General features: G+C 62.6%; 15 protein-coding genes and 1 pseudogene. 7 read left to right on the forward strand and 9 right to left on the reverse strand.

The window, feature by feature from the left end; genetic code table 11:
- The first annotated feature begins 189 nt into the window (after positions 1-189).
- From VH564_RS02980 to VH564_RS03000, 5 genes are all read left to right on the forward strand, one after another.
- Entirely contained in the window at positions 190-1,746 is a 1,557-nt protein-coding gene (locus tag VH564_RS02980; protein ID WP_423338325.1) for a Do family serine endopeptidase, read from the forward strand.
- 164 nt (positions 1,747-1,910) lie between these two features.
- Positions 1,911-2,588 (forward strand): response regulator transcription factor, encoded by a 678-nt coding sequence (locus tag VH564_RS02985; protein ID WP_423338727.1) that lies wholly within the window; start codon positions 1,911-1,913, stop codon positions 2,586-2,588.
- Positions 2,585-3,997: a sensor histidine kinase gene (locus VH564_RS02990; RefSeq protein WP_423338326.1), complete on the forward strand. Its 1,413-nt coding sequence runs from the start codon at positions 2,585-2,587 to the stop codon at positions 3,995-3,997. The genes VH564_RS02985 and VH564_RS02990 overlap by 4 nt, the downstream gene beginning before the upstream one ends.
- A gap of 116 nt (positions 3,998-4,113) precedes the next feature.
- The gene (locus VH564_RS02995; RefSeq protein ID WP_423338327.1) at positions 4,114-4,653 is read left to right on the forward strand and encodes an MOSC domain-containing protein; all 540 of its coding nucleotides are present in this window, start codon (positions 4,114-4,116) and stop codon (positions 4,651-4,653) included.
- Between the two features lie 154 nt (positions 4,654-4,807).
- Positions 4,808-7,759, forward strand: a complete 2,952-nt coding sequence (locus VH564_RS03000; protein WP_423338328.1) for a bifunctional [glutamine synthetase] adenylyltransferase/[glutamine synthetase]-adenylyl-L-tyrosine phosphorylase — start codon at positions 4,808-4,810, stop codon at positions 7,757-7,759.
- A 24-nt stretch (positions 7,760-7,783) separates the two neighbouring features.
- On the opposite strand, the pseudogene VH564_RS03005 reads toward VH564_RS03000, so the two are convergent.
- The 8 genes and pseudogenes from VH564_RS03005 to VH564_RS03040 form a co-directional block, all read right to left on the reverse strand.
- Positions 7,784-10,090: pseudogene (locus VH564_RS03005) on the reverse strand (PAS domain-containing sensor histidine kinase); the annotation flags it as partial.
- Positions 10,091-10,301: 211 nt separating this feature from the next.
- On the reverse strand, positions 10,302-12,950 hold the full coding sequence (pepN, locus tag VH564_RS03010) for an aminopeptidase N (RefSeq protein ID WP_423338329.1): 2,649 nt from the start codon (positions 12,948-12,950) through the stop codon (positions 10,302-10,304).
- A gap of 182 nt (positions 12,951-13,132) precedes the next feature.
- Positions 13,133-14,377, reverse strand: coding sequence for an MFS transporter (locus tag VH564_RS03015; RefSeq protein ID WP_423338330.1), 1,245 nt, complete (start codon positions 14,375-14,377; stop codon positions 13,133-13,135).
- A gap of 557 nt (positions 14,378-14,934) precedes the next feature.
- Entirely contained in the window at positions 14,935-15,807 is an 873-nt protein-coding gene (locus VH564_RS03020) for a uracil-DNA glycosylase (RefSeq protein WP_423338331.1), read from the reverse strand.
- Positions 15,808-15,868: 61 nt separating this feature from the next.
- A complete protein-coding gene (locus VH564_RS03025; RefSeq protein WP_423338332.1) occupies positions 15,869-17,158 on the reverse strand; it encodes an Hsp70 family protein in 1,290 nt (429 codons plus the stop codon).
- 153 nt (positions 17,159-17,311) lie between these two features.
- Positions 17,312-20,428 (reverse strand): efflux RND transporter permease subunit, encoded by a 3,117-nt coding sequence (locus tag VH564_RS03030; RefSeq protein WP_423338333.1) that lies wholly within the window; start codon positions 20,426-20,428, stop codon positions 17,312-17,314.
- Positions 20,425-21,654, reverse strand: a complete 1,230-nt coding sequence (locus VH564_RS03035) for an efflux RND transporter periplasmic adaptor subunit (protein WP_423338334.1) — start codon at positions 21,652-21,654, stop codon at positions 20,425-20,427. The genes VH564_RS03030 and VH564_RS03035 overlap by 4 nt, the downstream gene beginning before the upstream one ends.
- Positions 21,655-22,031: 377 nt before the next feature.
- Entirely contained in the window at positions 22,032-22,820 is a 789-nt protein-coding gene (locus VH564_RS03040; RefSeq protein WP_423338335.1) for an SDR family oxidoreductase, read from the reverse strand.
- A 239-nt stretch (positions 22,821-23,059) separates the two neighbouring features.
- On the opposite strand from VH564_RS03040, the gene VH564_RS03045 reads away from it, so the two are divergent.
- Both VH564_RS03045 and VH564_RS03050 read left to right on the forward strand, forming a co-directional pair.
- Positions 23,060-24,724: a 4Fe-4S dicluster domain-containing protein gene (locus VH564_RS03045; RefSeq protein WP_423338336.1), complete on the forward strand. Its 1,665-nt coding sequence runs from the start codon at positions 23,060-23,062 to the stop codon at positions 24,722-24,724.
- 11 nt (positions 24,725-24,735) lie between these two features.
- Complete coding sequence (locus VH564_RS03050) at positions 24,736-25,266, forward strand: GNAT family N-acetyltransferase (RefSeq protein ID WP_423338337.1); 531 nt, start codon at positions 24,736-24,738, stop codon at positions 25,264-25,266.
- 9 nt (positions 25,267-25,275) lie between these two features.
- Here the strand turns inward: VH564_RS03050 and VH564_RS03055 are convergent, their stop codons facing one another.
- Positions 25,276-25,725, reverse strand: a complete 450-nt coding sequence (locus tag VH564_RS03055; protein WP_423338338.1) for a DoxX family protein — start codon at positions 25,723-25,725, stop codon at positions 25,276-25,278.
- Between the last annotated feature and the right edge of the window lie 62 nt (positions 25,726-25,787).

The raw sequence follows: 25,787 nt of genomic DNA on the forward strand, positions 1-25,787 counted from the left end.
GGTGTTTCGCGTCGGGGAGGTGGGCAAAATATCGCCTTGTTCTTTACCCTGCCGGAAACATTTTACAACATTACCAAGATTTCATCGGCTGGACAGTTCTCCGTAACGTGGCAAATCCTATATCCTTCTCATCACCGGATCGCCGCTGACCCCACGGCGCAAGTATAGACGAGAGAAAAGGTAACGCCCATGTTCGAGACCATCAAAGGCCGCCTGACGCGCAGCACCGCCTTGAAGGCTTCCGCTGTCGCCGGCATCGCTGTTGCCGCCCTGGCAACCGGCGTCCCCGCCGTCATTTCCAATTCCTATGCCGATGCCGTGGTCGTCCAGGCGCCGCAGGTCCCAAGCTTTGCCAATGTCGTCGACGCTGTGTCTCCCGCCGTCGTCTCGGTGCGTGTCGAGTCCCGCGTCAATCCTGCTTCCGCCGAAGAAGACGATAGCTTTGGCCTCGGTCGCGGTTTCGACGACCTGCCGGACGATCACCCGCTGAAGAAGTTCTTCAAGCAGTTCGGCCAGCAGCCGAATGGCAAGGGCATGCAGGGTGAGCAGCAGAAGCCGAATGCCGACAAGGGCCGCCTGCGCCCTGTCGCCCAGGGCTCCGGCTTCTTCATCTCCGAAGACGGCTACCTCGTCACCAACAACCACGTCGTCTCCGATGGCGCGGCCTTCGTGGTCGTTCTCAACGACGGCACCGAGCTCGACGCCAAGCTGATCGGCAAGGACCCGCGCACCGACCTCGCCGTTCTCAAGGTCAATGACAAGCGCAAGTTCACCTACGTCAAATGGGCCGATGACGAGAAGGTTCGCGTCGGCGACTGGGTCGTTGCCGTTGGCAATCCCTTCGGTCTCGGCGGCACCGTCACCGCCGGCATCATTTCCGCCCGTGGCCGCGATATCGGTTCCGGCCCCTATGACGACTATCTCCAGGTCGACGCAGCCGTCAACAAGGGCAACTCCGGTGGCCCGACCTTCAACCTCAGCGGCGAAGTCGTCGGCATTAACACCGCGATCTTCTCGCCGTCGGGCGGCAGCGTCGGCATCGCCTTCGCCATCCCCTCGACGACCGCCAAGGATGTGGTGGCCGACCTGATCAAGACCGGTTCCGTCTCCCGCGGCTGGCTCGGCGTGCAGATCCAGCCCGTCAGCAAGGACATCGCCGAATCGCTCGGTCTCTCCGAGGCGGCCGGCGCGCTCGTCGTCTCCCCGCAGGAAGGGTCTCCCGGCCAGAAGGCCGGCATCAAGAACGGCGACGTCGTCACCGCCGTCAATGGCGAGCCGATCAAGGACCCGCGCGACCTCGCCCGCCGCATCGGTGCGATGGCACCGGGCAAGAAGGTCGAAGTGGCGATCTGGCGCAATGGCAAGTCGCAGTCTGTGACCGTCGATCTCGGGACCCTGCCGGCCGAACAGAAGGCCTCCGCCGATGGCAACAACCAGCCGCAGGCCGAGCCGCAGCAGCCGGCCTCCGAGAAGGCCCTGACTGATCTGGGCTTGACCGTCGGTCCGTCCGATGACGGCAAGGGTGTCGCCATCACCGGCGTCGATCCGGACTCGGATGCGGCCGACAAGGGCGTGAAGGAAGGTGAGAAGATCACCTCCGTCAACAACCAGGACGTCGCCAACGCCCAGGATATCGCCAAGGTCCTGACCCAGGCGAAGAAGGACGGTCGCACACGGGCGCTCTTCCAGATCCAGTCCGACAACGGCAGCCGCTTCGTGGCGCTGCCGCTCAGCAACCAGGGCTGATCGTCGAACCAGAAACGGGGAGGGAGCCGTGCAAGCCGCCGCCTGCACGGCTCCTTCGTTTCAAACCAAGTATGGGTGAGAACATGACCACCGGTAGCCAGCCAAAGTCCGACAGCACCGATTCCGGCTGTGCAGCAACGCCGCCGGCGGCTAATGTCACGCACATGAAGATTCTGATCATCGAAGACGACCTCGAGGCCGCCGCTTATCTGACCAAGGCGTTCCGCGAAGTGGGCATCGTGGCCGATCACGCCAGCGACGGCGAGAGCGGCCTCTTCATGGGCTCGGAAAACACCTACGACGTCATGGTCATCGACCGCATGCTGCCGCGCCGCGACGGCCTGTCCGTCATCGCCGAACTGCGTCGGAAGGCGATCCACACGCCGGTGCTGATCCTCTCCGCGCTCGGCCAGGTCGACGACCGGGTTACCGGGCTGCGCGCCGGCGGCGACGACTATCTGCCGAAGCCCTACGCCTTCAGCGAGCTTCTGGCCCGCGTCGAGGTGCTCGGCCGCCGCAAGGGGACGCCGGATCAGGACGTGCTCTACCGCGTCGGCGATCTCGAGCTCGACCGCCTGTCCCACGAAGTGCGCCGCGCCGGCAAGGAAATCGTCCTTCAGCCGCGGGAATTCCGCCTGCTCGAATATCTGATGAAGAATGCCGGCCAGGTGGTGACCCGCACAATGCTGCTCGAAAACGTCTGGGACTATCATTTCGATCCCCAGACCAACGTCATCGACGTGCATGTTTCCCGGCTGCGTGGCAAGATCGAACGCGACTTCAACAATCCGCTGCTGAAGACCATTCGCGGCGCCGGTTACATGATCAAGGACGACGGATGAGCCGCTTCCGCGTCCTCTTCAAGTCCACCGCCGTCCGCCTGTCCGCCCTCTACATCCTGCTCTTCGCGCTTTGCGCGGCAACGCTGGTATTCTACGTCACATCGATGTCGGAGCGGCTGCTGACAGGCCAGATCCGCGATGCGGTCAGCCAGGAAGTCAGCCAGGTCAAGCATGCATACGAGGCCGGCGGCCTGAACCTCCTGCTGCGCACGATGGAACGGCGCGCCCGCCAGCCGGGAGCGAACCTCTATGTTATCGCCAGTCCGACCGGCCAGATCCTTGCCGGCAACGTCGCCTCGGTGCAGCCGGGGACCTTCGACGACCAGGGCTGGACCGAGATCCCGTTCATCTACGAGCGCTATGCCGACACCGGCGCAGAGCGTCAGCACTTGGCCATTGCCAACATCTTCACGCTTGACAATGGCCTGCGCATCCTGATCGGCCGCGATCTCGGCGAGCCGGAGAGGTTCCGGCTGCTCGTCCGCCAGGCGCTGATGCTGGCACTCGCCATCATGGGCGTCGGCGCCCTGGTGATCTGGTTCGGCATCGGCCGCAATGCGCTCCGGCGCATCGACCGGATGACCGACGCCAGCCGCAAGATCATGGCCGGCGACCTGTCGCAGCGGCTGCCGGTCGGCGGTTCCGGCGACGAGTTCGACCGCATGTCGGACTCGTTGAACACCATGCTCGAGCGCATCGAGAAGCTGAACGAGGGCCTGCGCCAGGTCTCCGACAACATCGCCCATGACCTGAAGACGCCGCTCACCCGGCTGCGCAACAAGGCTGTCGATGCGCTCGATATCGACAACGAGGAGCGTCGCCGCGGTGCCCTTGAAGGCATTATTGCCGAATCCGACCAGCTGATCCGGACCTTCAACGCCCTTTTGATGATCTCGCGGGTCGAGGCCGGCGCGGCTGCTGCCGAAATGACCACCATAAACCTGTCGGCCATCGTCGCCGATACGGCCGAGCTGTACGAGCCGGTGGCGGAGGATGCCGGGCTGGTGCTGACAGCCGAGATCGAGCCGGGCGTGGAGATCCAGGGTAACCGCGAGCTAATTGGCCAAGCGCTTTTCAACCTGATTGACAACGCCATCAAATATGCCGCCGGCGGTTCGGGGAAGCCGGATGTCATCCTTAAGCTCAGCCGCACCCCCGAGGGCGTGACCCTATGCCTCGCCGACCACGGGGCGGGGGTGCCAGCTGACAAGCGCGAAGAGGTCGTCAAGCGCTTCTTCCGGCTGGACGAAAGCCGATCCAAGCCGGGCACCGGGCTTGGATTGTCGCTGGTAGAGGCCGTGATGGAGCTGCATGGCGGTCGCCTGCAACTCTCCGACACCGACCCCGAGAGCAGCGAAGCCCGCGGCCTCACTGCAACGATGATCTTTTCGCCCGCTGGCAAGTCATAGAAGGACGTAGGAAGGGGTATCGTCGCGTCTATCCGCCGGATCGCGACGGGGCGTCACAATCCGTTCACAGGCCTATAATACTGGTCCGCGCAGCTTGTATCAGGACCTCATCGCCCATGGCTTCCGTCGTTTCCGTCGCCCGTCACCAGACGCATGATTTCTCGAAGACGGTGGTCGACCGCATCCAAATCATCGAGAATTTGGGCGTCGCCGGCGATGCCCATGCCGGCGTCACGGTCAAGCACCGCTCCCGGGTCGCAGTCGACCCGAGTCAGCCCAATCTCCGCCAAGTCCATCTCATCCAGCGCGAACTCTTCGATGAACTGGCCGACAAGGGCTTTGAGCTGAAAGCCGGTGATCTCGGCGAAAACATTCTGACCGAGGGCCTGGCCCTTCTCGACCTTCCGACCGACACGATCCTGACTATCGGTCCGGACATACGCCTCAAGGTGACCGGCCTGCGCAATCCCTGCGCCCAGATCGAGAGGTTTCGGACCGGCTTGCTGAAGGAGCTGGTTTACCCGGGGGACGATGGCGCCATCGTCCGCAAGGCTGGGATCATGACCGTGGTGCTGGCAGGCGGCTGGGTTCAGCCTGGCGACAGGATCGAAGCAGAACTGCCGCCCTTGCCGCACCGCCCGCTCGAGCGCGTCTGAATTCAGCCACATCGCGCGAGCGAGGACCAAGGGAGCCTAGCTGCCTTCCGCTCTTGGCGCAGACGGCGGTTCGGCCTAGATTGACGGCGTTGAGCCTCGCCCATACCGGGCGGGCGTTCGACGACGACCGCTTGAAACAGGCCGGAGTGCATGCGTGACCCCACCGAACGATCGACTGGATGCCGTTTCCCCCACACTGTTGCGACCGCTCAACCAGGCCGAAGCCAAGTCAGCTCTCTCCAGCCTGAAATCCATCGGCAAGACGGAACCGGCCGTCGCCGCGCTGGTCGATGGCGAGACGCCCCTGCGTGCGTTCATCCTGGCTGTCTTCAGCCTCTCGCCTTATCTCCGCGATACGGCGGAGCTCGATCCACCGCTGCTGGCCTCCGCCATCACGGCACCGCTGCTGCCGCAGATCGAGCAGCTGGTGCAGGATGCGCGACGGGCCTGGCTTCCCGCCGATGGCGTGGCTCCTCCTGAATCCGAGCTCATGGCCCGTCTGCGGCGTATCAAGCGCAAGGCGGCCTTCCTCATCGCGCTTGCCGACCTCAGCCGGCTGTTCGACGCGCGCACCTCGGCGCGGCTCCTCAGCGGATTGGCGGAAGCCTCCATTTCGGCCGCGATCGACTACCTGCTGCTCTCGGCTCACGAGGCTGGAAAGCTGGCGCTGAAGAGCCTTGCCAATCCCAGCGAGGCTTCAGGCCTGATTGTCCTCGGAATGGGCAAGCTCGGCGCCGAAGAGCTCAACTATTCCTCCGATGTCGACCTGGTGATCTTCTTCGACGAGATGGCGGGGATCGTTCCCGATCCAGACGATGCCATCGAGATTTTCCCGCGATTGATGCGGCGCCTCGTGCGCATCCTGCAGGAGCGCACGGCGGACGGCTATGTGTTCCGGACCGACCTGCGCCTGCGGCCCGATCCGGGGGCGACATCGCTTGCCATGCCGGTCGAGGCGGCCATGATCTATTACGAGGGCAGAGGCCAGAACTGGGAGCGCGCCGCCTTCATCAAGGCCCGCCCGGTGGCCGGCGACCGAGAGGCGGGTGCCGGCTTCATCCGCGACCTCGTTCCCTTCGTCTTCCGCAAATATCTGGATTTCGCTGCCATCGCCGACATCCATTCGATCAAGCGGCAGATCCATGTGCACAAGGGTCACGGCAACATCGCGGTCAAGGGCCACAACGTCAAGCTCGGGCGCGGCGGCATTCGCGAGATCGAGTTCTTCGCCCAGACGCAGCAGCTGATTGCCGGCGGCCGCATGCCGGCCCTGCGCGGCCGCGCCACCGAGCAGACGCTCGCCGAGCTGACCAAGGCCGGCTGGATCGATGCTGAAACGCGCGACGAGCTGACCGCCGGCTACTGGTTTCTCCGGGATGTCGAGCATCGAATCCAGATGGTGCGCGACGAGCAGACGCATCTGTTGCCGGAAACGGATGCCGAGCTGAAGCGCATCGCCCTGATGATGGGCTATCCGGATCTCTCGAGTTTTTCCGAACATCTGGTCGACGTACTGCAGACAGTCGAGCGGCGCTATGCGCAGTTGTTCGAGCACGAGACGCGGCTGTCTGGGGAGGCCGGCAATCTGGTCTTCACCGGCCAGGCCGACGATCCCGAGACCTTGCGGACCCTCGAACGACTGGGGTTCGAGCGTCCGGCCGACATCTCCCGCATCATTCGCACCTGGCATTACGGACGCTATCGCGCGACGCAATCGGTGGAAGCCCGGGAACGGCTGACCGAGCTGATGCCGCAATTGCTGCGCGCCTTCGGCGAGAGCACGCGTGCCGACGAGGCGCTGTTGCGGTTCGACCAGTTTCTGGCCGGGCTGCCGGCCGGCATCCAGCTGTTTTCGCTGCTCGGCAACAATCCCGTGCTGCTTGATCTCCTCGTCACCATCATGTCGGCCGCCCCCCGGCTTGCCGACATCATCGCGGCCCGCCCGCATGTCTTCGATGGCATGCTCGACCCCGGCATCATGGCGGAACTCCCGACGCGGCCCTACCTTTCTTCCCGTCTCGCAAGCTTCCTGCAGCCTGCCCGCCACTATGAGGATATCCTCGACCGGCTGCGCATCTTTGCCGCCGAGCAACGCTTCCTGATCGGCATCCGTTTGCTGACGGGCGCCATAAACGGCGCCATGGCCGGCCGCGCTTTCACCCATCTTGCCGACCTCGTCATCGAAGCGGCACTGGAGGCGGTGCGCGAGGAGATACGCGTCGCCCACGGAGAGTTTCCCGGCGGCCGGGTCGCCGTGGTCGGCATGGGCAAGCTCGGCAGCTATGAGCTCACCGCCGGTTCCGACGTCGATATCATCCTGCTCTATGACTACAACGATGCGGCTGGGGAATCCGACGGCGCCAAGCCACTCGACGCAAACCGCTATTTTACCCGCATGACCCAGCGCTTGATCGCCGCGCTCTCGGCGCCGACCGCAGAGGGTATTCTCTATCAGGTCGACATGCGGCTGCGCCCGTCCGGCAACAAGGGGCCGGTCGCCACGCGCATCAATGCCTTTGAAAAGTACCAGCGAGAGGAAGCCTGGACCTGGGAGCATATGGCGCTCACGCGCGCGCGGTTGATCTGCGGCGACCACGGATTGTCGACCGATGCCGGGCGGATCATTGACGACATCCTGGCCGCACCGCGCGAACCACGCAAGATCGCCAAGGACGTCGCCGATATGCGGGCCCTGGTCGATGCGGAAAAGCCTCCTGCCGGCGTCTGGGATATCAAGCATGCGCCGGGCGGGCAGATCGACGTCGAGTTTCTCAGCCAGTACCTGCGGCTGGTGTCGCCGGTGCGGGATGAAACGGAAGCGAATGCCGGCTTTACGACCGAAGATGCCTTGCTCCGGTTCGGGCCGGGCGTGATGTCCGAGGAGGAACTGGCCCAATGCCGGCAGGCGCTGGCGCTCTATACGGAACTATCCCAGCTGATCCGCCTCTGCATCGGCGGCGTGTTCGATCCGAGCCTCGCACCGGCAGGTTTGACTGAGCTGGTGGCGCGCGCCGGCGATTGCCCCGACATCAACGCGCTCGAGGCCGAACTTTCCCGTCTAGGCGGCGCTACGCGCCGCATATTTCAGGCGGTCCTCCGCCGCTGAGGCCTCCGCCGCCGCCGCCGGCTGGTCGGGAATGTAAACCGAAATCACCGTGCCGACGCCCTCTCGCGAGCGGATGTTCATGCTGCCCTTCTGCAGCTGAACGAGCGATCGGGAAATGGCAAGGCCAAGGCCGGAGCCGCCCTTGCTCTTGGCGTATTGGCTTTGCACCTGTTCGAAGGGCTGGCCGATCTTTCCGAGCGCCGCCTTCGGAATGCCGATGCCGGTATCAGCAATCGTCAGCATGACGCCATGGCCGACATCGCGCATCCGCACGGCGATGCGACCGCCCTCGTTGGTGAACTTGACGGCATTGGATAGGAGGTTGAGCAGGATCTGCTTCATGGCGCGTCGGTCGGCGGTCAGCGTCCGGCCGGCGGCAAAGCGCGGATCGACGGTAATGTTCTTCGAAGCGGCCGGCACCGAGGTGAAGCGCAGGCATTCCTCGATCAGCGGCACCAGGTCGATCGTCTCGCAGGACAGCTTGACGTGTCCGGCCTCGATCTTCGACATGTCGAGGATGTCGTTGATGACGTTGAGCAGATGCTTGCCGCTGTCATGGATGTCGCGGGCGTATTCGTCGTATTTCTCCGAGCCGAGCGGGCCGAACATGTGGTTCTGGAGGATTTCCGAGAAACCGAGAATGGCGTTGAGCGGCGTGCGCAGCTCATGCGACATATTGGCAAGGAATTCCGATTTCGCCTTGTTGGCGGCCTCGGCGCGGTCTTTCTCGGCGAGATAATTGGTATTCGCGATAGACAGTTCTGACTTCTGCCGCTCGAGGATTTGCCGCGATGCGGAGAGGTCATCGATCGTCGCGTTGTTGCGCCGTTCCGATTCGCGCAGGCGCTCCTGGTGGCGCTTCAGCAGCGTGATATCGGTGCCGACGGAGACGGTGCCGCCATCGCGGGTGCGGCGCTCGTTGATCTGCAGCCAGCGCTCGTCTGCGAGCTGCACTTCCGTCGTCTGCGAATAGCCCGAGCGGTCGGCATCGGCGATGCGGCGCTCGATCACCGGGCGGGCTGCGGCGGCGGCGACGACGGAGCGTTCCGTGCCGGGCATCAGAACGGTATCCGGCAGCCCATAGGCCTGCTGATAGTGGGCGTTGCACATCACCAGCCGGTCGTTCTTGTCCCAGAGCACGAAGGCTTCCGACGTGCATTCGATGGCATCCGCCAGCCGCTGGTCTGCCTCGGCGTAGCGCTGTGCCAGGCGGTGCTGCTCGGTCACGTCCATGGCGATGCCGATCATGTGCACCTGGCCGGAGTTGTTGCGGATGACCTGGGCGCGGACCCGCATCCAGACATAATGGCCGCTGGCATGGCGTATTCGCATGATCTGGTCGATCTGGCCGGCCTTGCCGCGCGCAACGGCGCGGGCCAGTTCATAAAGGCTGTTCTCGTTCGGATGCATCAGGCGGGCGGCATCGCCGAAGGAGAGGCTCTTTTCCGACGGAGGCAAGCCGAGCATGTCGTACATCGACTTCGACCAGAAGAATTCCCGGTTGGCGAAATCGAAATCCCAGAGGCCACAGCGTCCGCGCGACAGCGCCGTCTCAACCCGCAGGTTTGACTCGAGGAAGGTCTCGTCCGCGTCGCGGGCCCGGCGTACCTGCATGTAATAGGCGTAGAGGATGACCAGCAGGATTGACGATATGCCGGCAAAGAGCGTCACGTTGAGCGTCAGTTCGTCGCGCCACAACCGGCCGATCTGCTCGAGCGACACGGCCGAAACAACGAAGCCGCCCTTGTCGCCGATCAGCGCGATCGCAGCATAGTAGGGTAGGCCGCCGATCTTGGTTTCGATCACGCCCTTGCCATCGGCGAATCGGCGAATCGTCGAGACCTCCGGAAAGAAATCGGCAACCGTCAGCCCGATATAGTGGATGCCGTCGGCCGAGGAGGCAAAGACGCGGCCGCTGGGCTGAACCATCAGGACGAAGTCGCCGCCGTCGAGCCGATCAGGCGGAAGAAACATGCCAAGGCGCGATTCGGCGGCGGCGCGGTTTCCGGTCTCGAAGAAGGCTGTGTCGTTGGCGAAGGCAGCGGCGGCTATGGAGGCGGAAAGCGCGGTCGAGTGACGAGCTGCCGTTTCCATCCGGCCGTGCTCCATGACCATCGCGACGATGTGCGAGGCCGCAACGACGGACAGAAAGGCCAGGATCAAGACCGGGATCGCGCGCTTGAGGATGTTCTCGATCTTGGAAAATTCCCGCGATACATTGCTGACGCTGGCTCCGGCGCGGTCAACGAGACCATCCTGCCAAGATTTCAAATCGTCGAAATTGACACGCAGCCGCCCTTCGGCCGCAGTTGCCCGCCGCACGTCCACCATATTGCGCCCTGAACCTCGTATGATTCGCGGCGCCGCTCGCCCGAACCTGCGCCAATGAATCATTCGTGATTCGGCTTGTCCAGAGGGCCTGGTAAATCTTTCTTAACTATTTGCTATTGCAGCATTTTTAGAAGCCTTATCGGCTTCCGGTCGGAGAAACCCGGGCCATCCGACGCGATAGCGCTGCAAATCACCTTTGCGTCGGCGCAAATCACTCCTTCAACGTGCGCTCAACGATGTCGCGAACGTCGGTCGAAAGTTCGCCCGCTCGCTCGATCTGCATCAGTGCCGCCCGGGCATGATCGGCGCGCACGGGTTCCAGCGAGCGCCATGACCGCATCGAGGTCAGGATGCGAGCTGCGAGCTGCGGGTTGCGAGGATCGATCTTCAGGATCTGCTCGGCAAGGAAACGGTAGCCGGCGCCATCGGGGCGGTTGAAGCCTGTCGGATTGCCGAAGGCGAAGGTTCCGACCAGCGCACGGACGCGGTTCGGATTGCCCTGGACGAACAACGGGTCCTGCATCAGCGCCTGCACCCGCTGCAGCGTCGCCGCACCGGGAACGGCCGCCTGGATGGCAAGCCACTTGTCCACGACGAGCGCGTTATCGGCAAAGCGCGCCTTGAAGGTCGTCAGCGCTTCCGTGGCCTCGGCCGATTCCGGGAAACGATGGGCGAGGATCGTCAGAGCCTGACTGAGATCGGTCATGTTGTTTGCGGCGTCGAAGGCGGCCTTGGCGCGGGCCGGCGCCTTGTCGGAGAGTGACAGGAAGCCAAGCGCGGCATTTCGCAGCGCGCGGCGCCCGGCGCTGGCGGCATCGGGGCTGAACGGTCCGGGTGTGCCAATGCCTTCGTAGAGTGCGGCGAACACAGCCTTGCCGGCGTCGGCGATCTGCATGATGATCGCCTGGCGGCCGGCATGGATAGCGTCCGGATCGTTGTCGGTGCCGAGTTCGCGGGCCATGTCGGATTCGCTCGGCAGGTTCAGCACCTGGGCGCGAAAGGCGGGCTCAAGGCTTTCATCGGCGGCAGCCGCCAGCAGCGCCTCGATCAGCGCGGCATCGCAAACGACCGGTGCCTGGTTGCGCGTGTCGCGCGCGGCCTGCAGCAGGATCGGCAGCGCCAGATCCGTCAGCGCCTGCCAACGGGCAAAGTGATCTGCCTCGAAACGGGCAATGAGAGCAAGGTCGGCGGCACTCTGGTCGAAATGCAGGTTGATCGGTGCGGAGAAGCTGCGGTTCAGCGACAGCACCGGCCGAGACGGGATATCGTGGAAGACGACGGTCTGCGACCGTTCGACCAGATGCAGCACGTCCTTGGTGAATTCTCCACCCGCGACGCTGCCAGGTGTCATCGGCTGTCCGTCTTCCGAGATCAGGCTTAGCCGCAGCGGAATGTGCATCGGCTCCTTGATGGATTGCCCGGGCGTTGCCGGCACCATCTGCTCAAGTGACAAGGTGAAGGTCCGGGCGCCGGCATCGAAAGCGCAGGAAGCAGTGACGAGCGGCGTGCCGGCCTGGTGATACCAGAGCGAGAACTGTGTGAGGTCGCGGCCGCTGACTTCGGCAAAGCAGGCGACGAAATCCTCGACCGTCGCCGCATCGCCATCGTGACGTTCGAAGTAGAGGTCCATGCCCCTCTTGAACAGTTCGCGGCCGAGCACGGTGGCGATCATCCGGGTGACTTCGCTGCCCTTCTCGTAGACTGTCGTGGTGTAGAAGTTGTTGATCTCACGATATTTCGTCGGGCGAACGGGATGCGCAAGCGGGCCGCTGTCCTCCGGGAACTGCTCGGATTTCAGATGGCGTACTTCGGCGATGCGCTTGACCGGGCGCGAGCGCTGGTCGGCCGAGAATTCGTGGTCGCGAAAAACCGTCAGGCCTTCCTTCAGGCAAAGCTGGAACCAGTCCCGGCAGGTGATGCGATTTCCGGTCCAGTTATGGAAATACTCATGGGCGATGATCGCCTCGATGTTGGCATAGTCGGCATCCGTCGCCGTTTCCGGATCGGCAAGCACGTACTTGTCGTTGAAGACGTTGAGGCCCTTGTTCTCCATGGCGCCCATGTTAAAGTCGGATACCGCGACGATCATGAAGATGTCGAGGTCGTACTCACGGCCGAACACCTCCTCGTCCCATTTCATCGAACGCTTCAAGGCGTCCATGGCGTAGGCGGCGCGGGCTTCCTTGCCGTGCTCGACATAGATCTTCAACGCGACTTCGCGCTCGGACATGGTGACGAACGTATCTTCGACGACGCCCAAATCGCCGGCGACCAGCGCGAAGAGATAGCTCGGTTTCGGATGCGGATCGAACCACGCCGCAAAGTGCCGACCTTCGCCGTAGCCGGCGCCACCCAGGAAATTGCCGTTCGACAGCAGCAGAGGATTGGCCGCCTTGTCGCCGATGATGTTCACCGTGTAGGGCGCCAGCACGTCCGGGCGATCTGGAAAATAGGTGATGCGGCGGAAGCCCTCGGCCTCGCACTGGGTGCAATAAACGCCGCCGGTGCGGTAAAGCCCCATCAGTTGCGTATTGGCTTCCGGGTTGATGATGGTGGTGATGGCCAGCTCGAACGGGGTTTCGGCCGGCAGGTCGCGCACCGTCAGGCTGTCGTCGGTAACGGTATACTGGCTGGCCGGCATTTCTTCCTGATCGAGCAGCAGGCCGGAAAGGCTGAGCTCGTCACCGTCGAGAACAAGCGGTGCGGAGATATCGACACCTTCACGCCGATGGAAGATCAGCCGCGCCTCGACCTTTGTGGCGGTCGGATCGAGTTCGAAGGTCAGGTCGACACGCTCCAGCACGAAATCGGTGGGGCGGTAGTCTGCCAAATGAACGATCTGGCCGATATCAGTGCGCATGAGACTTCCTAGACAGGCGTTACGACGGCAGCCAACCCAGTTGGGAGGAAACGTCTTGGAACAACGATTTTATTCAATATGATTACATTAAAATCTGAACCAAAGTTAAAGCTACAAAATACTGCGAACACAATGTGGGATTGTCGTTAAATTATCTGTATTTTACTGTTGTTGTCTGCGCGCTATGGCGTGCGGTCGTCCGGTGAAGCGGTGCGCACCGAAGTCTCGGTGCCGCGCACGGGGATCGGCATGGCCTTGAAGTCCGTCTTCTCGAGGCGACCTTCGCCGACTTTGCGCCGCGCCGTCCGCCAGCCGGCATAGCCGGCATAGAAGGCGAAAACGAGCGCCAGGAACCAGAGAAGCCCCGATGTGCCGCCGAGCTGCATCATCGCGCCGGCAGCCAGCGGACCGAACACCGTGCCGAGACCATAGAGAATCATGATGCCGCTCGAGATGGTTACATACTCGTCGGGCGCTGCGCGATCGTTGGCATGGGCCACGTTGATCGCATAGATCGGGTAAAGCACGGTGCCGACGAAAAACGCCGCAACGTAGAGCGCGATGATCGAATGGACGTCGAACAGGCTCATCACGGCGCAGGCGACGACACCGATGATCCCGCAGACGATCATCACCAGGCGGCGGTCCACCAGGTCGGAGACGCGACCGATCGGCATCTGCGAGATGGCGCCGCCGGCCAGCACACAGGCGAGAAGCGTGGCACCCTGTGCCGTGTTCATGCCGACGATCTGCGTATAGACGCCGCCAAGGCTGTTCCAGGTCCCCGACAAGGCACCAGACAGCAGCGAGCCGACAAAGGCCACCGGCGACAGCCTGTAGAGTTTCGGCAGGTCGAATTTCGCCTGGGCAATCGGCGTCGGAGACTGGGCCGTCGATAGCGCGGTCGGCAGCATGGCCAGCGCGAAGATGATGCCGCAGAGAATGAACAGGGCGGTCGACTTCGGGTCGGCAAGCGGCACCAGATATTGTCCGCCGATCGAGCCGACAAGGCAGGTGATCATATAGACCGAGAAAATGGTGGCGCGATTGGCGTTGGTGACGCGCTCGTTCAGCCAGCTCTCGATGATCAGGTAGCTGCCGGCGATGGCAAAGCCGCTGATGAAACGAAACGCCACCCAGGCGCGCCAGTCGACCAGCAGCGCGCATAACAGGATGCCAACGCCCAGCAGCGAGATCAGTGCGCCGAACACGCGCACATGGCCCACCCGTTTCACGAACATCGGTGTGATGATGCAGGAGATCGTGAAGCCGAGCGTATAGCCGGTGGCGATGAAGGAAATCGTGAAGGTTGACCAGCCCTCGGCGACCGAGCGGATCGGCACCACATAGTTCATCAGTCCCAGCCCGACCATCATCAGGAGGGTCGACAGCATCAGGCTGGCGATCGAGATCAGGCTGGCCAGCATAAGGTGATTCCGATTGCTGCGAGGGGAGATGGCGGTGGCCATTTTTCATCTATCCCACGACGGGGGCGCAATCAATCGCGACATGAGGCGGCGTAGAACACACCCATACCAATTTGAATGGTAAGGCGCAGATGATGTTCAACCACTTTCGCTATGATCACACTCGGGTGGAATCTGACCACTCAGTAGCTTGCTAGCTATGCGTTTCGCGCAACCTCAGTATGCCCGGAATTCGGCAAACATCGTGGTCGGGCGGACAAGCCTGGAGGAGGAGCCAGTGCCGCGTCCGCTGATCTGTTCGTTCGTTGCCTCTAGACGGCGATAGCCGCAGGGCGAGCGCAGGTCTTCTCGGGCCTGTCGAAGGGTTTCAAACCCGCAATGTATCGGACGCGATCGAGTGGTCATGGCCCTGGTTCCTAGTGGCGGTTCCTCCCAAGACGCGACCACAATATTGCAGTGCACACCTGATTCCACAACGCGCACAACCGCCTGTGCAGATATGCTAAAAATGCATGGGTAATTTCATAATTCGATATTATTGCCGAAAAAATAGCCGATTACGCGCCTGCGTCAATACGTCGCCGAAAAGCCAAAAGATCCTGCCACGCCAAGCGCTTATTGATCGGCGCGGTCAGGAGGTCCTGCGGATGAAGCGTCGCAATGGCCGGAACCGCGCCGGATCCAACGCCGATTTCCCGCCATTGGCCGCGAAGAGCATGGATCGTCTCATTGCCGCCAAAAAAGAACCGGGCGGTGAAATTGCCGAGCAGAAGCAGGATTTTCGGCTCTGCGAGCGCGATTTGCCGGTCGATGAAGGGCCGGCAGATATCCACCTCCGGAATGGATGGAGCGCGATTGCCGGGCGGGCGCCACGGAATGACGTTGGTGAGCAGGATGTCGTCCCGCCCAAGCCCGATCGCCGCCAGCATGCGGTCCAGCAACTGGCCGGACCGACCGGCGAAGACGGCACCCTCGCGGTCGTCGTCTGCGCCCGGCATCGGACCGACGACCATGATGCCGCTCTCCGGGTTGCCGCTGGCAAACAGCGTGGAGCGGGCACTGTTTTTCAGATTGCAGCCATTGAAGGCTTCAAGCGCCGCCTTCAGTTCCGGCAGCGAGCGGGCGCTTTCGGCGGCAAAGCGCGCCTGGTCGATAGCCTGTTCGTCTGGGATGGCCGGCGAACGCGCGGCAAGCGGCGGTGGTGCGGCCGACGCTGCCGACCGACGCTCGACCTGGCTTGCTGCCTGACTTGCCGGCGACGACACCGACGGCTGCGGCGGCCGACCCGCCTGGCGCGCCGCCTTCATCGCCTCGAACTCGGCGAAACGGTCGACCGGCTCCTCCTCCAGCAACCAGCCGACGCCCGCATCCGCATGGAAATGCAGAAGCGCGGCGAGCTCGGCCGGGGAAAGGTCTTGAACGGAGATCATGGTCCGACACTACCGAAGCGGGCGGACCAAGGGAAGGGCCAAGGGCGCATCCATCCCCGGCTCAGGCTGTCCATTGCGCGATATCGTCGCGCTCACCGATCAGCGCCAGGCCGTGCGCGATCGACAGCAGCTCGCCGCCGGTCTCGATGCGGCTGGCGTCGAAACGCTCGGTGAACAGCCGTCGCACTGCCGGCACGAAAGAGGTGCCGCCGGTCAGGAACACCTTGTCGATGCTACCAGCCGCGGTGTTGGTTTTTTCAAGCACCTCGTCGAGCGCACCTTCGATCCGCGCCAGTTCAGGCGCGATCCAGCCGTCGAAATCTGCGCGCCGGATGGTCGTGCGGCCGGCAGCGCCGAGCGGCTGGAAGTTGAACTCGGCTTCCTCGGAGGACGACAGCGCCATCTTGGTGGCGGAGACCGCCTGGTAGAGCGGATAGCCTTCGTCATGCTCGATCAGCTCGATGAAGGTTTCAAGTTTTTCCGGCTCCAGCGCGGTGCGCACCAGCTTCTGCAGCTCCGGAAACTCGCGCGACGTCTTGAAGATCGACAGCTGGTTCCAGCGACCGAAATTGGCGTAGTAGGAGGAGGGCACTTCGAGCAGTTTGTCGAAGCTCTTGAAGTAGCTGCCCTTGCCGATCTGCGGTGCCACGACGTTGTCGATGATGCGGAAGTCGAAGTGATCGCCGGCGACGCCGACGCCGGAATGGCCGATCGGCGTTGCCGTCAGGCGGCCGCCCTGTGTTTCGAACCGGATGAGCGAATAGTCGGTGGTGCCGCCGCCGAAGTCGGCGACCAGCACGGTCGCGTCGCTCTTCAGGTTCTGCGCGAAATAGAACGCAGCCGCGACGGGCTCATAGACGTAGTGAATCTCGGGAAAGCCAAGCCGCGTCAGCGCCTCGTTGTAGCGCGCGGTCGCCAGCGCCGGATCCGGGTTGGCGCCGGCGAAGTGCACGGGGCGGCCCGTCACGATGCGGCCGACATCGGCCGGCCAATGATCGCCGGCATAGGCCTTCAGGCGGCGGATGAAGACCTCCATCAGGTCCTCGAACGAGTGCCGCTTGGCATGCACGAGGGTGCCCTGGAACAGCGCGCTGGCCGCAAAGGTCTTGATCGATTGCAGGAAGCGGCAATCGCCGGGATTGTCGATGAATTGCTGGATGGCCGCGTGCCCAGCCTCGACTTTCAGGGCAGAGGCGCCGAGGTGCCGATCCTTCATGAACGACAGGGCGGTGCGCATGCTGTCTGCCGAACCGGTCGCACTGTTGAAGGAGACGGAACGTGTCGCCGCTCCATCGGCCAGCGCCATCACGCTGTTCGTCGTGCCGAAGTCAAAACCCAGCGCCTGAGCCATGCTCGCACTCCTGTCTGTCAAATTGTCTGGATGGGGGCACTGTCCCGCATCAACGCGAAACGCCCTCTGGTCAAAGGAGGGCGCGTCATCGCATAGGCAGCCTTGCTGTGCAAGATGCCGGCGGCCGCGAAATCGACGGCCGCCTGCCGGCTCCTATTCAGCCGCGATTGCAGTCGGCTGATGTTCTTCCACCGGTTCGTCTTTCCTTCGCCCTAGGCGTCGGACGAAGTTGTCGAGCCGGTTCATCTCGAGGAAGATGACGGGCGTGATGAACAGCGTCAGGATCTGCGAGACGACGAGGCCGCCGACGACCGCCACGCCGAGCGGCTGGCGCAATTCAGAGCTTGCGCCGCCACCAAGCGCGATCGGCAGGGCGCCGAGCAACGCGCAGAAGGTCGTCATCATGATCGGCCGGAAGCGTCGCACGCAGGCCTCGTGGATGGCTTCGGCCGGCGAGGCCTTGTCGGACGATCTCAATGTCTCCAGCGCCACGTCGATCATCATGATGGCGTTCTTCTTGACGATGCCGATCAGCATCAGCAGCCCGATCAGGGCGATGATCGATAGATCGAAGCCGAAGATCTTCAGCGCCAGCAACGCGCCGAGAGCGGCCGCCGGAAGGCCGGACAGGATTGTCAGCGGGTGGATGAAGCTCTCATAGAGCACGCCGAGCACGACATAGATGGTTAGCACCGCAGCAAGGATCAGGTACGGCGTGCTGCCCTGCGACTGCTGGAAGATCTGCGCTGTACCGCCGTAGGAAGTGAAGACGTCGGCCGGCATGTCGATCTGTTTTTTGATCGCGTCGATGGCGGCCGTTGCGTCGCCAAGCGACTCTCCGGCGGGCAGGTTGAACGACACCGTCGTCGATACGAGCTGGCCCGTCTGGTTGATCGTCACAGGCCCGGTCGTGCGCTCGATATGGGCGAAACTCGACAGCGGCACCTGCGCGCCCGTCGACGAGGTGACGCGGATGCGCGCCAGCTTCTGGTCGTCCCAGGGCTGGTTGGCATCATATTCGATGATCACGTCGTAGCTGTCGCCGGTCGACTGGATCTGGGCGGCGGAATAGTCGCTGAACGCCTCCTGCAGAGTGGTGCGCAGCAGGTTGTTGTTGATGCCGTAGGCCGCCGCCTTCTCGGTGTCGATGACGACATTTGCCTGCAACGCGTTGTTTTGTGCGTCGGTCGTCACGTCGGTGAAGCGCGGGTCCTTCTTCATCTCGGTCAACAGCTTGTTGGCCCAGGTGTTGGTGAGACTGGAACTAAGGGCCTGAACCACCAACTGATATTGGCTGGCGGTCTGCCGGCCGCCGAAGCGCAGGCTCTGCTGCGGATTGATGAACACCTGGATGCCAGGGATCGTGGCAACGGCGGCGCGCATCTCCCGCAATGTCTGGTCGAGCGGCGGACGATCCTTCTTGTCCTTGAGCTGGGCATACATGGTGCCGTTGTTCAGCGTCTGGCGCGCGCTGGCGCCGACGATCGACATCACATGATCGACGGCTGGGTTCTTCTGGATCAGCGCCGCCGCCTGGGCCTGCAGATCGCGCATGGCCGTATAGGAGATATCCTGGCGGGTCCGAGTCGAGATCTGCAGCCGGCCGATGTCTTCGGTCGGAAAGAAGCTCGCCGGTAGCGTCATGAACAGGAATATGGAAAGGCCGACGGAAGCGAGGAAGCTTCCGAGCACGATCGCCCGGTTGCGCAGGCACCAGGCGACACCCTTGTCGTACTGGCGCTCCGTCCAGTTGAAGCCACGGTTGAACAGGCGTACCGGCAACGGCGGATGGCTATGGGCGCTCGACAAGCGGGAACCCAGCATCGGCGTAACGGTCAAGGAAACGATCGCCGAAGCGACGATGGCGATGGCCACGACCATGCCGAACTCATTGAAGATCCGGCCTACGACCCCACCCATCAGCAGGATCGGGATGAAGACGGCGATCAACGAGATCGACATCGAGATGATGGTGTAGCTGACCTCGGCCGAGCCCTGGATGGCGGCCTGGCGCACCGGCATGCCGTTCTCCATGTGCCGGAGGATATTCTCAAGCATGACGATGGCGTCGTCGACAACGAGCCCGACCGCGATCGTCAATCCCAGCAGCGATATATTGTCGACGCTGTAGCCGAGCACATACATCATCCCGAAGGTGGCGATCAGCGACAGCGGCACCGCCAGCCCCGGAATGATGGTGGCCATCACATGGCCCGTGAACAGGTAGATGACGAGAACGACGAGGCCAATGGTCAGTGCCAGGGTGAATTTGACGTCGGCGATCGCCTCGCGGATCGGCGCTGCCGAATCGTTCATGACGACCGTCTTCACCGATGCCGGCATTTCGGCATGCAGCTTCGGCAGCGTCTTGTTGATCGCATCCACCACATCAACGGTATTGGCATCGGGCTGGCGCTGGATCGACAGGATGATGGCGCGGTTGCCGTCGTACCAGCTGCCGATGTTCTGGTTCTCGACGCTGTCCTTGACGTCCGCGACGTCGCCGAGATGGATCGGGGCGCCGTTGGGATGGGCGATGACCAGCGAGCGGAACTGATCGGCGTTGACGCGCTGCGTGTCGGCATTGATGGTCATGCTCTGCGACTGGTTCTGCAGCGTGCCGACGGGGACCTGGCTGTTGGCATTCACCACGGCGGCGTTGACGGTATCGATGCCGATCCCGCGGTCGATCAACTTGTCCGGATTGACGTCGATGCGCACGGCATAGGTCTGCGCTCCGTTGACGTTGACTTCTGCCACGCCCGGCAAAGTCGACAGAGACGGCGAGATGATGTTCTCGGCGATGTCGTCCAGCTTGCTGCGCGGCAGCGTGTCGCTCTGCACGGCAATCAGCATGACCGGGGCGTCGGCCGGATTGGTCTTGCGATAGCTCGGCGGAGTGGTGAGGTTGTTCGGCAATTGCCGCGTGGCTGTTGAGATCGCGGCCTGTACATCGGCCGCAGCCGCATCGATGCTACGGTTGAGATCGAACTGCAGCACGATGCTAGTGTTGCCGAGCGAGTTGGTCGAACTGATCTCGCTGATGCCGGGGATGGTTTCGAACTGCTTGATCAGCGGGGTGGCCACCGACGTTGCCATGGTCTGCGGCGAAGCGCCGGTCAGCTGCGCGGAAACGTTGATGGTCGGAAAGTCGACCTGCGGCAGGGCCGCGACCGGGATGAGCTGGTAACCGGCAAGACCGGCAAGCACGACGCCGATCGCTAGCAGGGTGGTCGCGACCGGACGCTGGATACAGAAATTCGGGATCATGGCTGCGCCCCAACTGCAAAGGCTTCGGTCTTGCCGGCGTCGGTGGAGGCGACCTTCTGTGTGCCGCCGTCATTGAATTCTTCCTTGATCGCCTGACCGTCGGTGATCTGCGACTGCCCCTCGATGACGACATGGTCGCCAGCCGATAACCCCTTGGCAACGGCGGTACGGTCGCCGTTTGCACGTGCGACGGTCACAGGCGTCACATGAACCTTGCCGTCCTTGACGACGAAGGCAATGAAACCGTCCGGGCCGGGGCTGACGGCAACGGTCGGCACGACGATCAGCGGTTCCTGGTCGGCGAAATGAACGGCGACGTTTTCCGACCGTCCTGGCCAGAGGGCGCCATTGGCATTGTCGAACTTGGCCTTGACCATGACGGTTCCAGAGGTGGAATCGACGGTGTTGTCGAAGAAGCTGACCTGCCCTTGGCGAACCTTGCCTTTATCTGAATGCGGGACGGTGGTGACCGGCACGGGACCGGCCGCAAGCGCCTCCTGCAACTGGCGCAGATTGGTTTCCTGCATGTTGAACTTGATGAAGGCGGGATTGTATTTGGCGATCGTCACCACCGCAGTGCCAGCACTGACATAGGCGCCGACGCTCAGCGATACGTCGCCGAGGCGGCCGTCATAGGGTGCGCGGATGTCGGTGTGTTCGAGCTGGACCTGGTCCGCCGCAAGCTGCGCTTTGTCGCCATCGGCGGTCGCAACGGCAGCGTCGCGCGCCTCCTGCGCTTCATCTGCGGATGCCTGGGTGCCGGCCTTGCTGCTTAGCAGGCTCTGGGCCCGTGCAAGGGCGGTTTGCGTCTGCGCCAATGTCGCCTGGTCCTTGGCAACCGTAGCCTTGTCCTTGTCAACAGCCGCCTGGGCAGTGCGCGGATCAAGCCTGGCGATCAGATCGCCGGCCTTCACCGTGGCGCCGTCTTCCGCGACGATCTGAGTAATCACGCCAGCTTCTTGAGCGGCGATCGTCGTCGAGTCCACGGGAACGACCCAGCCTGTGGCGGTGACGTCCATCGGCAGGGTGGTATTGACTGCGGCAACGGTCTTAACGACCACGGTGCCCACCTTCTTATGGCCTCCGGTCTGGGCAGTCGTGGCATCCTTTGGCGCCGCCGATGCTTTGTCGACCAAGTCGGAGAGAATTGGGATGCGCTCCCGGTAAGTCCAAAGCGCCGCGCCCGCGACGGCGACAAGACAGAGGGTCAACGCAATTTTCTTCATATTTTGATACCGGCCAGGATGTTTCGCAAGTAAGCGGCTTGCTATTGCTGCATGAAGCCAACAGACGAATGACCGGAGACGGCGGAATACATCACGTTTCTGTTACCGCTGTCGTCCGCCAAGTGTAAGTTGGAAATGGTCTGCAACCGCTCTATGCCAACTTACCACAATTATTTCCGGTGAAAAATTAACACTTGGAAAGCTTTGACCGATTCATCCCGTCACTGCGCCAACACCGCGTCGTTCCTCTCCTGTTAATTGGCAGCTGGACCATCACGTCCGATAGCGGCAAAACACCCCTCGGTTGACCGGCTGCAGCGAACTCCTCCGGTCCGAACCCGCTTTACCAGGCGAGCTCGGCCGGCTCTCGTGTTCAATTACAGAGAACGGGCGGCACCGCCATCGCAGCGGATCATTGCCCCGGTAATGTAGCTTGCAGGCTCGCTGCAGAGAAATGCTGCTGTCGCGGCAAATTCCTCCACCCGGCCGTAGCGGCCCATCGGGATGCGCGCCTGCTTCTCGGCGCGGATTTCCTCCATGGGTCGTCCGGTCCTCTTGGCCGCCGCACCATCCAGATCATCCAGTCGGTCGGTCGCGATGCTGCCCGGCAAAAGCATGTTTGCGGTCACGCCATGGGCGGCAATCTCGGTGGCAAGCGTCTTGCTCCAGCCGGCAAGGGCCGGGCGAAGCGTGTTGGAAAGCGCGAGGTTTGCCAGCGGTTCGATGACACCAGACGATGCGACCGTCAGAATACGGCCCCAGCCCTGGGCCTTCATGTGCGGCAGGAGAGCATTGGTCAGCGTGATGATCCGCGCCACCATCGACAGGAAATAACTCTCCAGATTGTCCGCCGTCATGTCCTCCGTCGTGCCCGGTGTTGGACCGCCACTGTTGTTGACAAGGATATCAACGCCGCCGAGTTTTGCCTGGACGCCCTCAGTCACCGTCTTCACGAAGTCGGAATGGCTGAGGTCCGCCTGCATCCAGTCAGCCTTTCCCTTGCCCTCCGCGTTGATTGCCGCGCAGTTAGCGGCCAGCCGCTCGACGCTGCGCCCGCAGATCAGCACGTCTGCGCCCTCGCGCGCCAAAGCCACGGCGATGCCGTGGCCAAGCCCCTTCGACGATGCGAGGATAAGCGCGCGCTTTCCTTTGATGCCGAGATCCATGGTGCTACTCCTTCTTTTTAAGTCATGCGCACCGATATAGAGCGGCAGTCGCCGGCACTGAAGCGAAATGCACAATTCTCCTTCGGCCTCAGACCAAGAGGCTTTGCGCAACCCCAACGTCGATTGTGCAAATTGAAGGAGTGGGCGTCGCATCCCGGCTCGACAATCCTATCTGCTTTTGACAAGAGAGAAGACAAAACGGGGACAGGGCCGTCGCACGGCCAAGCGGAGACGACCGAATGACCGACGCATTGGAACTGCCGGAACGCGAAAGCATGGAATTCGACGTTGTGATCGTCGGGGCGGGCCCGGCGGGCCTGTCTGCTGCCATTCGCCTGAAACAGGTCAACCCGGACCTCACGGTCGTGGTGCTTGAGAAGGGTGCCGAAGTCGGCGCGCATATTCTGTCGGGTGCCGTCGTCGATCCCATCGGCATCGACCGCCTGCTGCCGGGCTGGCGCGAGGAAGAGGGACACCCTTTCAAGACCGAAGTCACCGACGATCATTTCATGCTGCTTGGCGCCTCCAGCGCGCTCCGCCTGCCAAATTTTCTGATGCCGCCGCTGATGAGCAATCACGGCAACTATATCGTCTCGCTCGGGCTCGTCTGTCGATGGCTGGCGGAAAAGGCCGAGGCGCTGGGCGTCGAGATCTATCCGGGATTTGCCGCAACGGAAGTGCTTTATAACCAGTCGGGTGCCGTCATTGGCGTGGCGACCGGCGACATGGGCATTGAGAAGAGCGGAGAGCCCGGCCCGAACTTCACGCGCGGCATGGAACTGCTCGGCAAATACGTATTGATCGGCGAGGGCGTGCGCGGCTCGCTCGCCAAGCAGCTGATCGCCAAATTTGACCTTTCGAAAGACCGCCAGCCCCAGAAATACGGCATCGGCATCAAGGAACTCTGGCAGGTCAAGCCCGAGAACCACAAGCAGGGGCTCGTGCAGCATTCCTTCGGCTGGCCGCTCGACATGAAGACTGGGGGCGGTTCTTTCCTGTACCATCTGGAAGACAATACCGTTGCCGTCGGCTTCGTCGTTCACCTGAATTACAAGAATCCCTATCTCTACCCCTTCGAGGAATTCCAGCGCTTCAAGACGCATCCGGCGATCCGCAGCACGTTCGAGGGTGGCAAGCGGCTATCCTACGGCGCACGTGCCATTACCGAAGGCGGCTATCAGTCGGTGCCGAAGCTGACTTTTCCGGGCGGCGCGCTGATCGGCTGCTCCGCTGGCTTCGTCAACGTGCCGCGCATCAAGGGCAGCCATAACGCCGTGCTGTCCGGCATGCTGGCTGCCGACAATATCGCTGCGGCAATCGCGGCCGGTCGCGCCAATGACGAAGTGGTCGAGATCGAAAGCGAATGGCGCGCCGGCGACATCGGCAAGGACCTCAAGCGGGTGCGCAACGTCAAGCCGCTCTGGTCGAAGTTCGGCACCGTGCTCGGCGTCGCGCTCGGCGGCCTCGACATGTGGACCAATTCGCTGTTCGGCTTCTCTTTCTTCGGGACGGTCGGCCACGGCAAGACCGATGCCGCCTCGCTGGAGCCGGCCGCACAACACAAGAAGATCGATTATCCGCGCCCGGACGGTGTCCTGACCTTCGACCGCCTGTCGTCGGTATTCCTGTCGAACACCAACCACGAGGAGAACGAGCCGGTCCACCTGCAGGTCAAGGACATGGCGCTGCAGAAGTCGTCCGAGCACGACATCTATGCCGGCCCTTCAACACGCTACTGTCCCGCCGGCGTCTATGAATGGGTGGAGAAGGACGGCAAGGAAACCTACGTCATCAACGCCCAGAACTGCGTGCACTGCAAGACTTGCGACATCAAGGATCCGAACCAGAACATCAACTGGGTGCCGCCGCAGGGCGGCGAGGGTCCCGTCTACCCGAATATGTGAGGAGCGACGGCATGACATTGGAGCCGGCCGAGGGGTTCATCATCCGGCTGGCCCGGTCGCAGGAACTGCCGCGCCTGACCGAAATCGAGCTGGATGCTTTCGGGGCGCTGGCCGAGGCACGGGGAGATGGGCTCGAGGCTCATGCCCTGCCGCAGGATATTCTCCGGCAGTCCCTTGAAGATGAGTTGTTGTTCGTCGCGGCTGATCGCAGCAACGAGCCGATAGCCTTCCTGGCCGGCACGGAGCGCGACGGCATGCTCTACGTCGAGGAGGTCGACGTCGCCCGTGCCTGGCAGCGTCGAGGTGTCGGCCGGCGGCTGATGGCAACCGCAATCGAGACCGCTCGGGCAAGCCGGCTGCTTGGCGTGACCCTGACGACCGACCGCTTGGTCCCCTTCAATGCGCCCTTCTACGCCAAGCTCGGTTTCTTTGAGATTGCCGAGGACGATGTCGTACCGCAACTTCGGCGGATACTGGCACGCGAAATCTCGATCGGCACTGGTGGCGACCGTCGTGTGGCGATGATCCTGCGCTTCCCTTGAAGCAATGCTTCAGCCCGTCACACGGCTCATCGTCGGTGATGTCTCCTGGAGATCGATGGCAGGTAGCGTCCACGATTTCCAGGCCACGACCATCAAGCCGCCGATGATGCTGATGTGCTCCATCACCACGTAGAATTCCATTGTCCTGAACGGCTCATCCATCTTCCAGAACGTATGGACGATCGGAATGGTCAGCGCCGTGAACACCGCGAGCGCGCCGGCGCCGAGCCAGGTCCAGCGGTTGGCGATGATCAGCGCCGAGCCGACAAGTTGGGTAACGAGAACGGCGACGTTGAAGAGCGCCGCTGGCTCAAGGCCGAAATGCGCCATCTCCGCCACTCCACCCTGGAAGTCCAGGAGCTTGGAGAGCCCGCTCGCCCAGAACATGAAAGTGAGAATGGTTCGGGCCAGATAGCCAAACCAGGTCGAACTCGTTGCGGCAGCAATGAAAGACGTCATGGAAATCCCCCGATCCCAATATACCCACTCCCACTCTACAATGCGGTTGCACCCTCGTAAAT

This window comes from Rhizobium sp. HT1-10 (genome assembly GCF_049472505.1).
In the GTDB taxonomy this organism is placed as follows: Bacteria; Pseudomonadota; Alphaproteobacteria; order Rhizobiales; family Rhizobiaceae; genus Rhizobium.

Excerpts from the sequence above, each read along its gene's own strand:
- VH564_RS03015 (WP_423338330.1), bottom strand. The coding sequence starts at position 14,377 with ATGCTGGCCAGCCTGATCTCGATCGCCAGCCTGATGCTGTCGACCCTC.
- VH564_RS02980 (WP_423338325.1), top strand. The coding sequence starts at position 190 with ATGTTCGAGACCATCAAAGGCCGCCTGACGCGCAGCACCGCCTTGAAG.
- VH564_RS03050 (WP_423338337.1), top strand. The coding sequence starts at position 24,736 with ATGACATTGGAGCCGGCCGAGGGGTTCATCATCCGGCTGGCCCGGTCG.
- VH564_RS03025 (WP_423338332.1), bottom strand. The coding sequence starts at position 17,158 with ATGGCTCAGGCGCTGGGTTTTGACTTCGGCACGACGAACAGCGTGATG.
- VH564_RS02995 (WP_423338327.1), top strand. The coding sequence starts at position 4,114 with ATGGCTTCCGTCGTTTCCGTCGCCCGTCACCAGACGCATGATTTCTCG.
- VH564_RS03030 (WP_423338333.1), bottom strand. The coding sequence starts at position 20,428 with ATGATCCCGAATTTCTGTATCCAGCGTCCGGTCGCGACCACCCTGCTA.
- pepN (WP_423338329.1), bottom strand. The coding sequence starts at position 12,950 with ATGCGCACTGATATCGGCCAGATCGTTCATTTGGCAGACTACCGCCCC.
- VH564_RS02985 (WP_423338727.1), top strand. The coding sequence starts at position 1,911 with ATGAAGATTCTGATCATCGAAGACGACCTCGAGGCCGCCGCTTATCTG.
- VH564_RS03045 (WP_423338336.1), top strand. The coding sequence starts at position 23,060 with ATGACCGACGCATTGGAACTGCCGGAACGCGAAAGCATGGAATTCGAC.
- VH564_RS03055 (WP_423338338.1), bottom strand. The coding sequence starts at position 25,725 with ATGACGTCTTTCATTGCTGCCGCAACGAGTTCGACCTGGTTTGGCTAT.
- VH564_RS03035 (WP_423338334.1), bottom strand. The coding sequence starts at position 21,654 with ATGAAGAAAATTGCGTTGACCCTCTGTCTTGTCGCCGTCGCGGGCGCG.
- VH564_RS02990 (WP_423338326.1), top strand. The coding sequence starts at position 2,585 with ATGAGCCGCTTCCGCGTCCTCTTCAAGTCCACCGCCGTCCGCCTGTCC.
- VH564_RS03040 (WP_423338335.1), bottom strand. The coding sequence starts at position 22,820 with ATGGATCTCGGCATCAAAGGAAAGCGCGCGCTTATCCTCGCATCGTCG.
- VH564_RS03020 (WP_423338331.1), bottom strand. The coding sequence starts at position 15,807 with ATGATCTCCGTTCAAGACCTTTCCCCGGCCGAGCTCGCCGCGCTTCTG.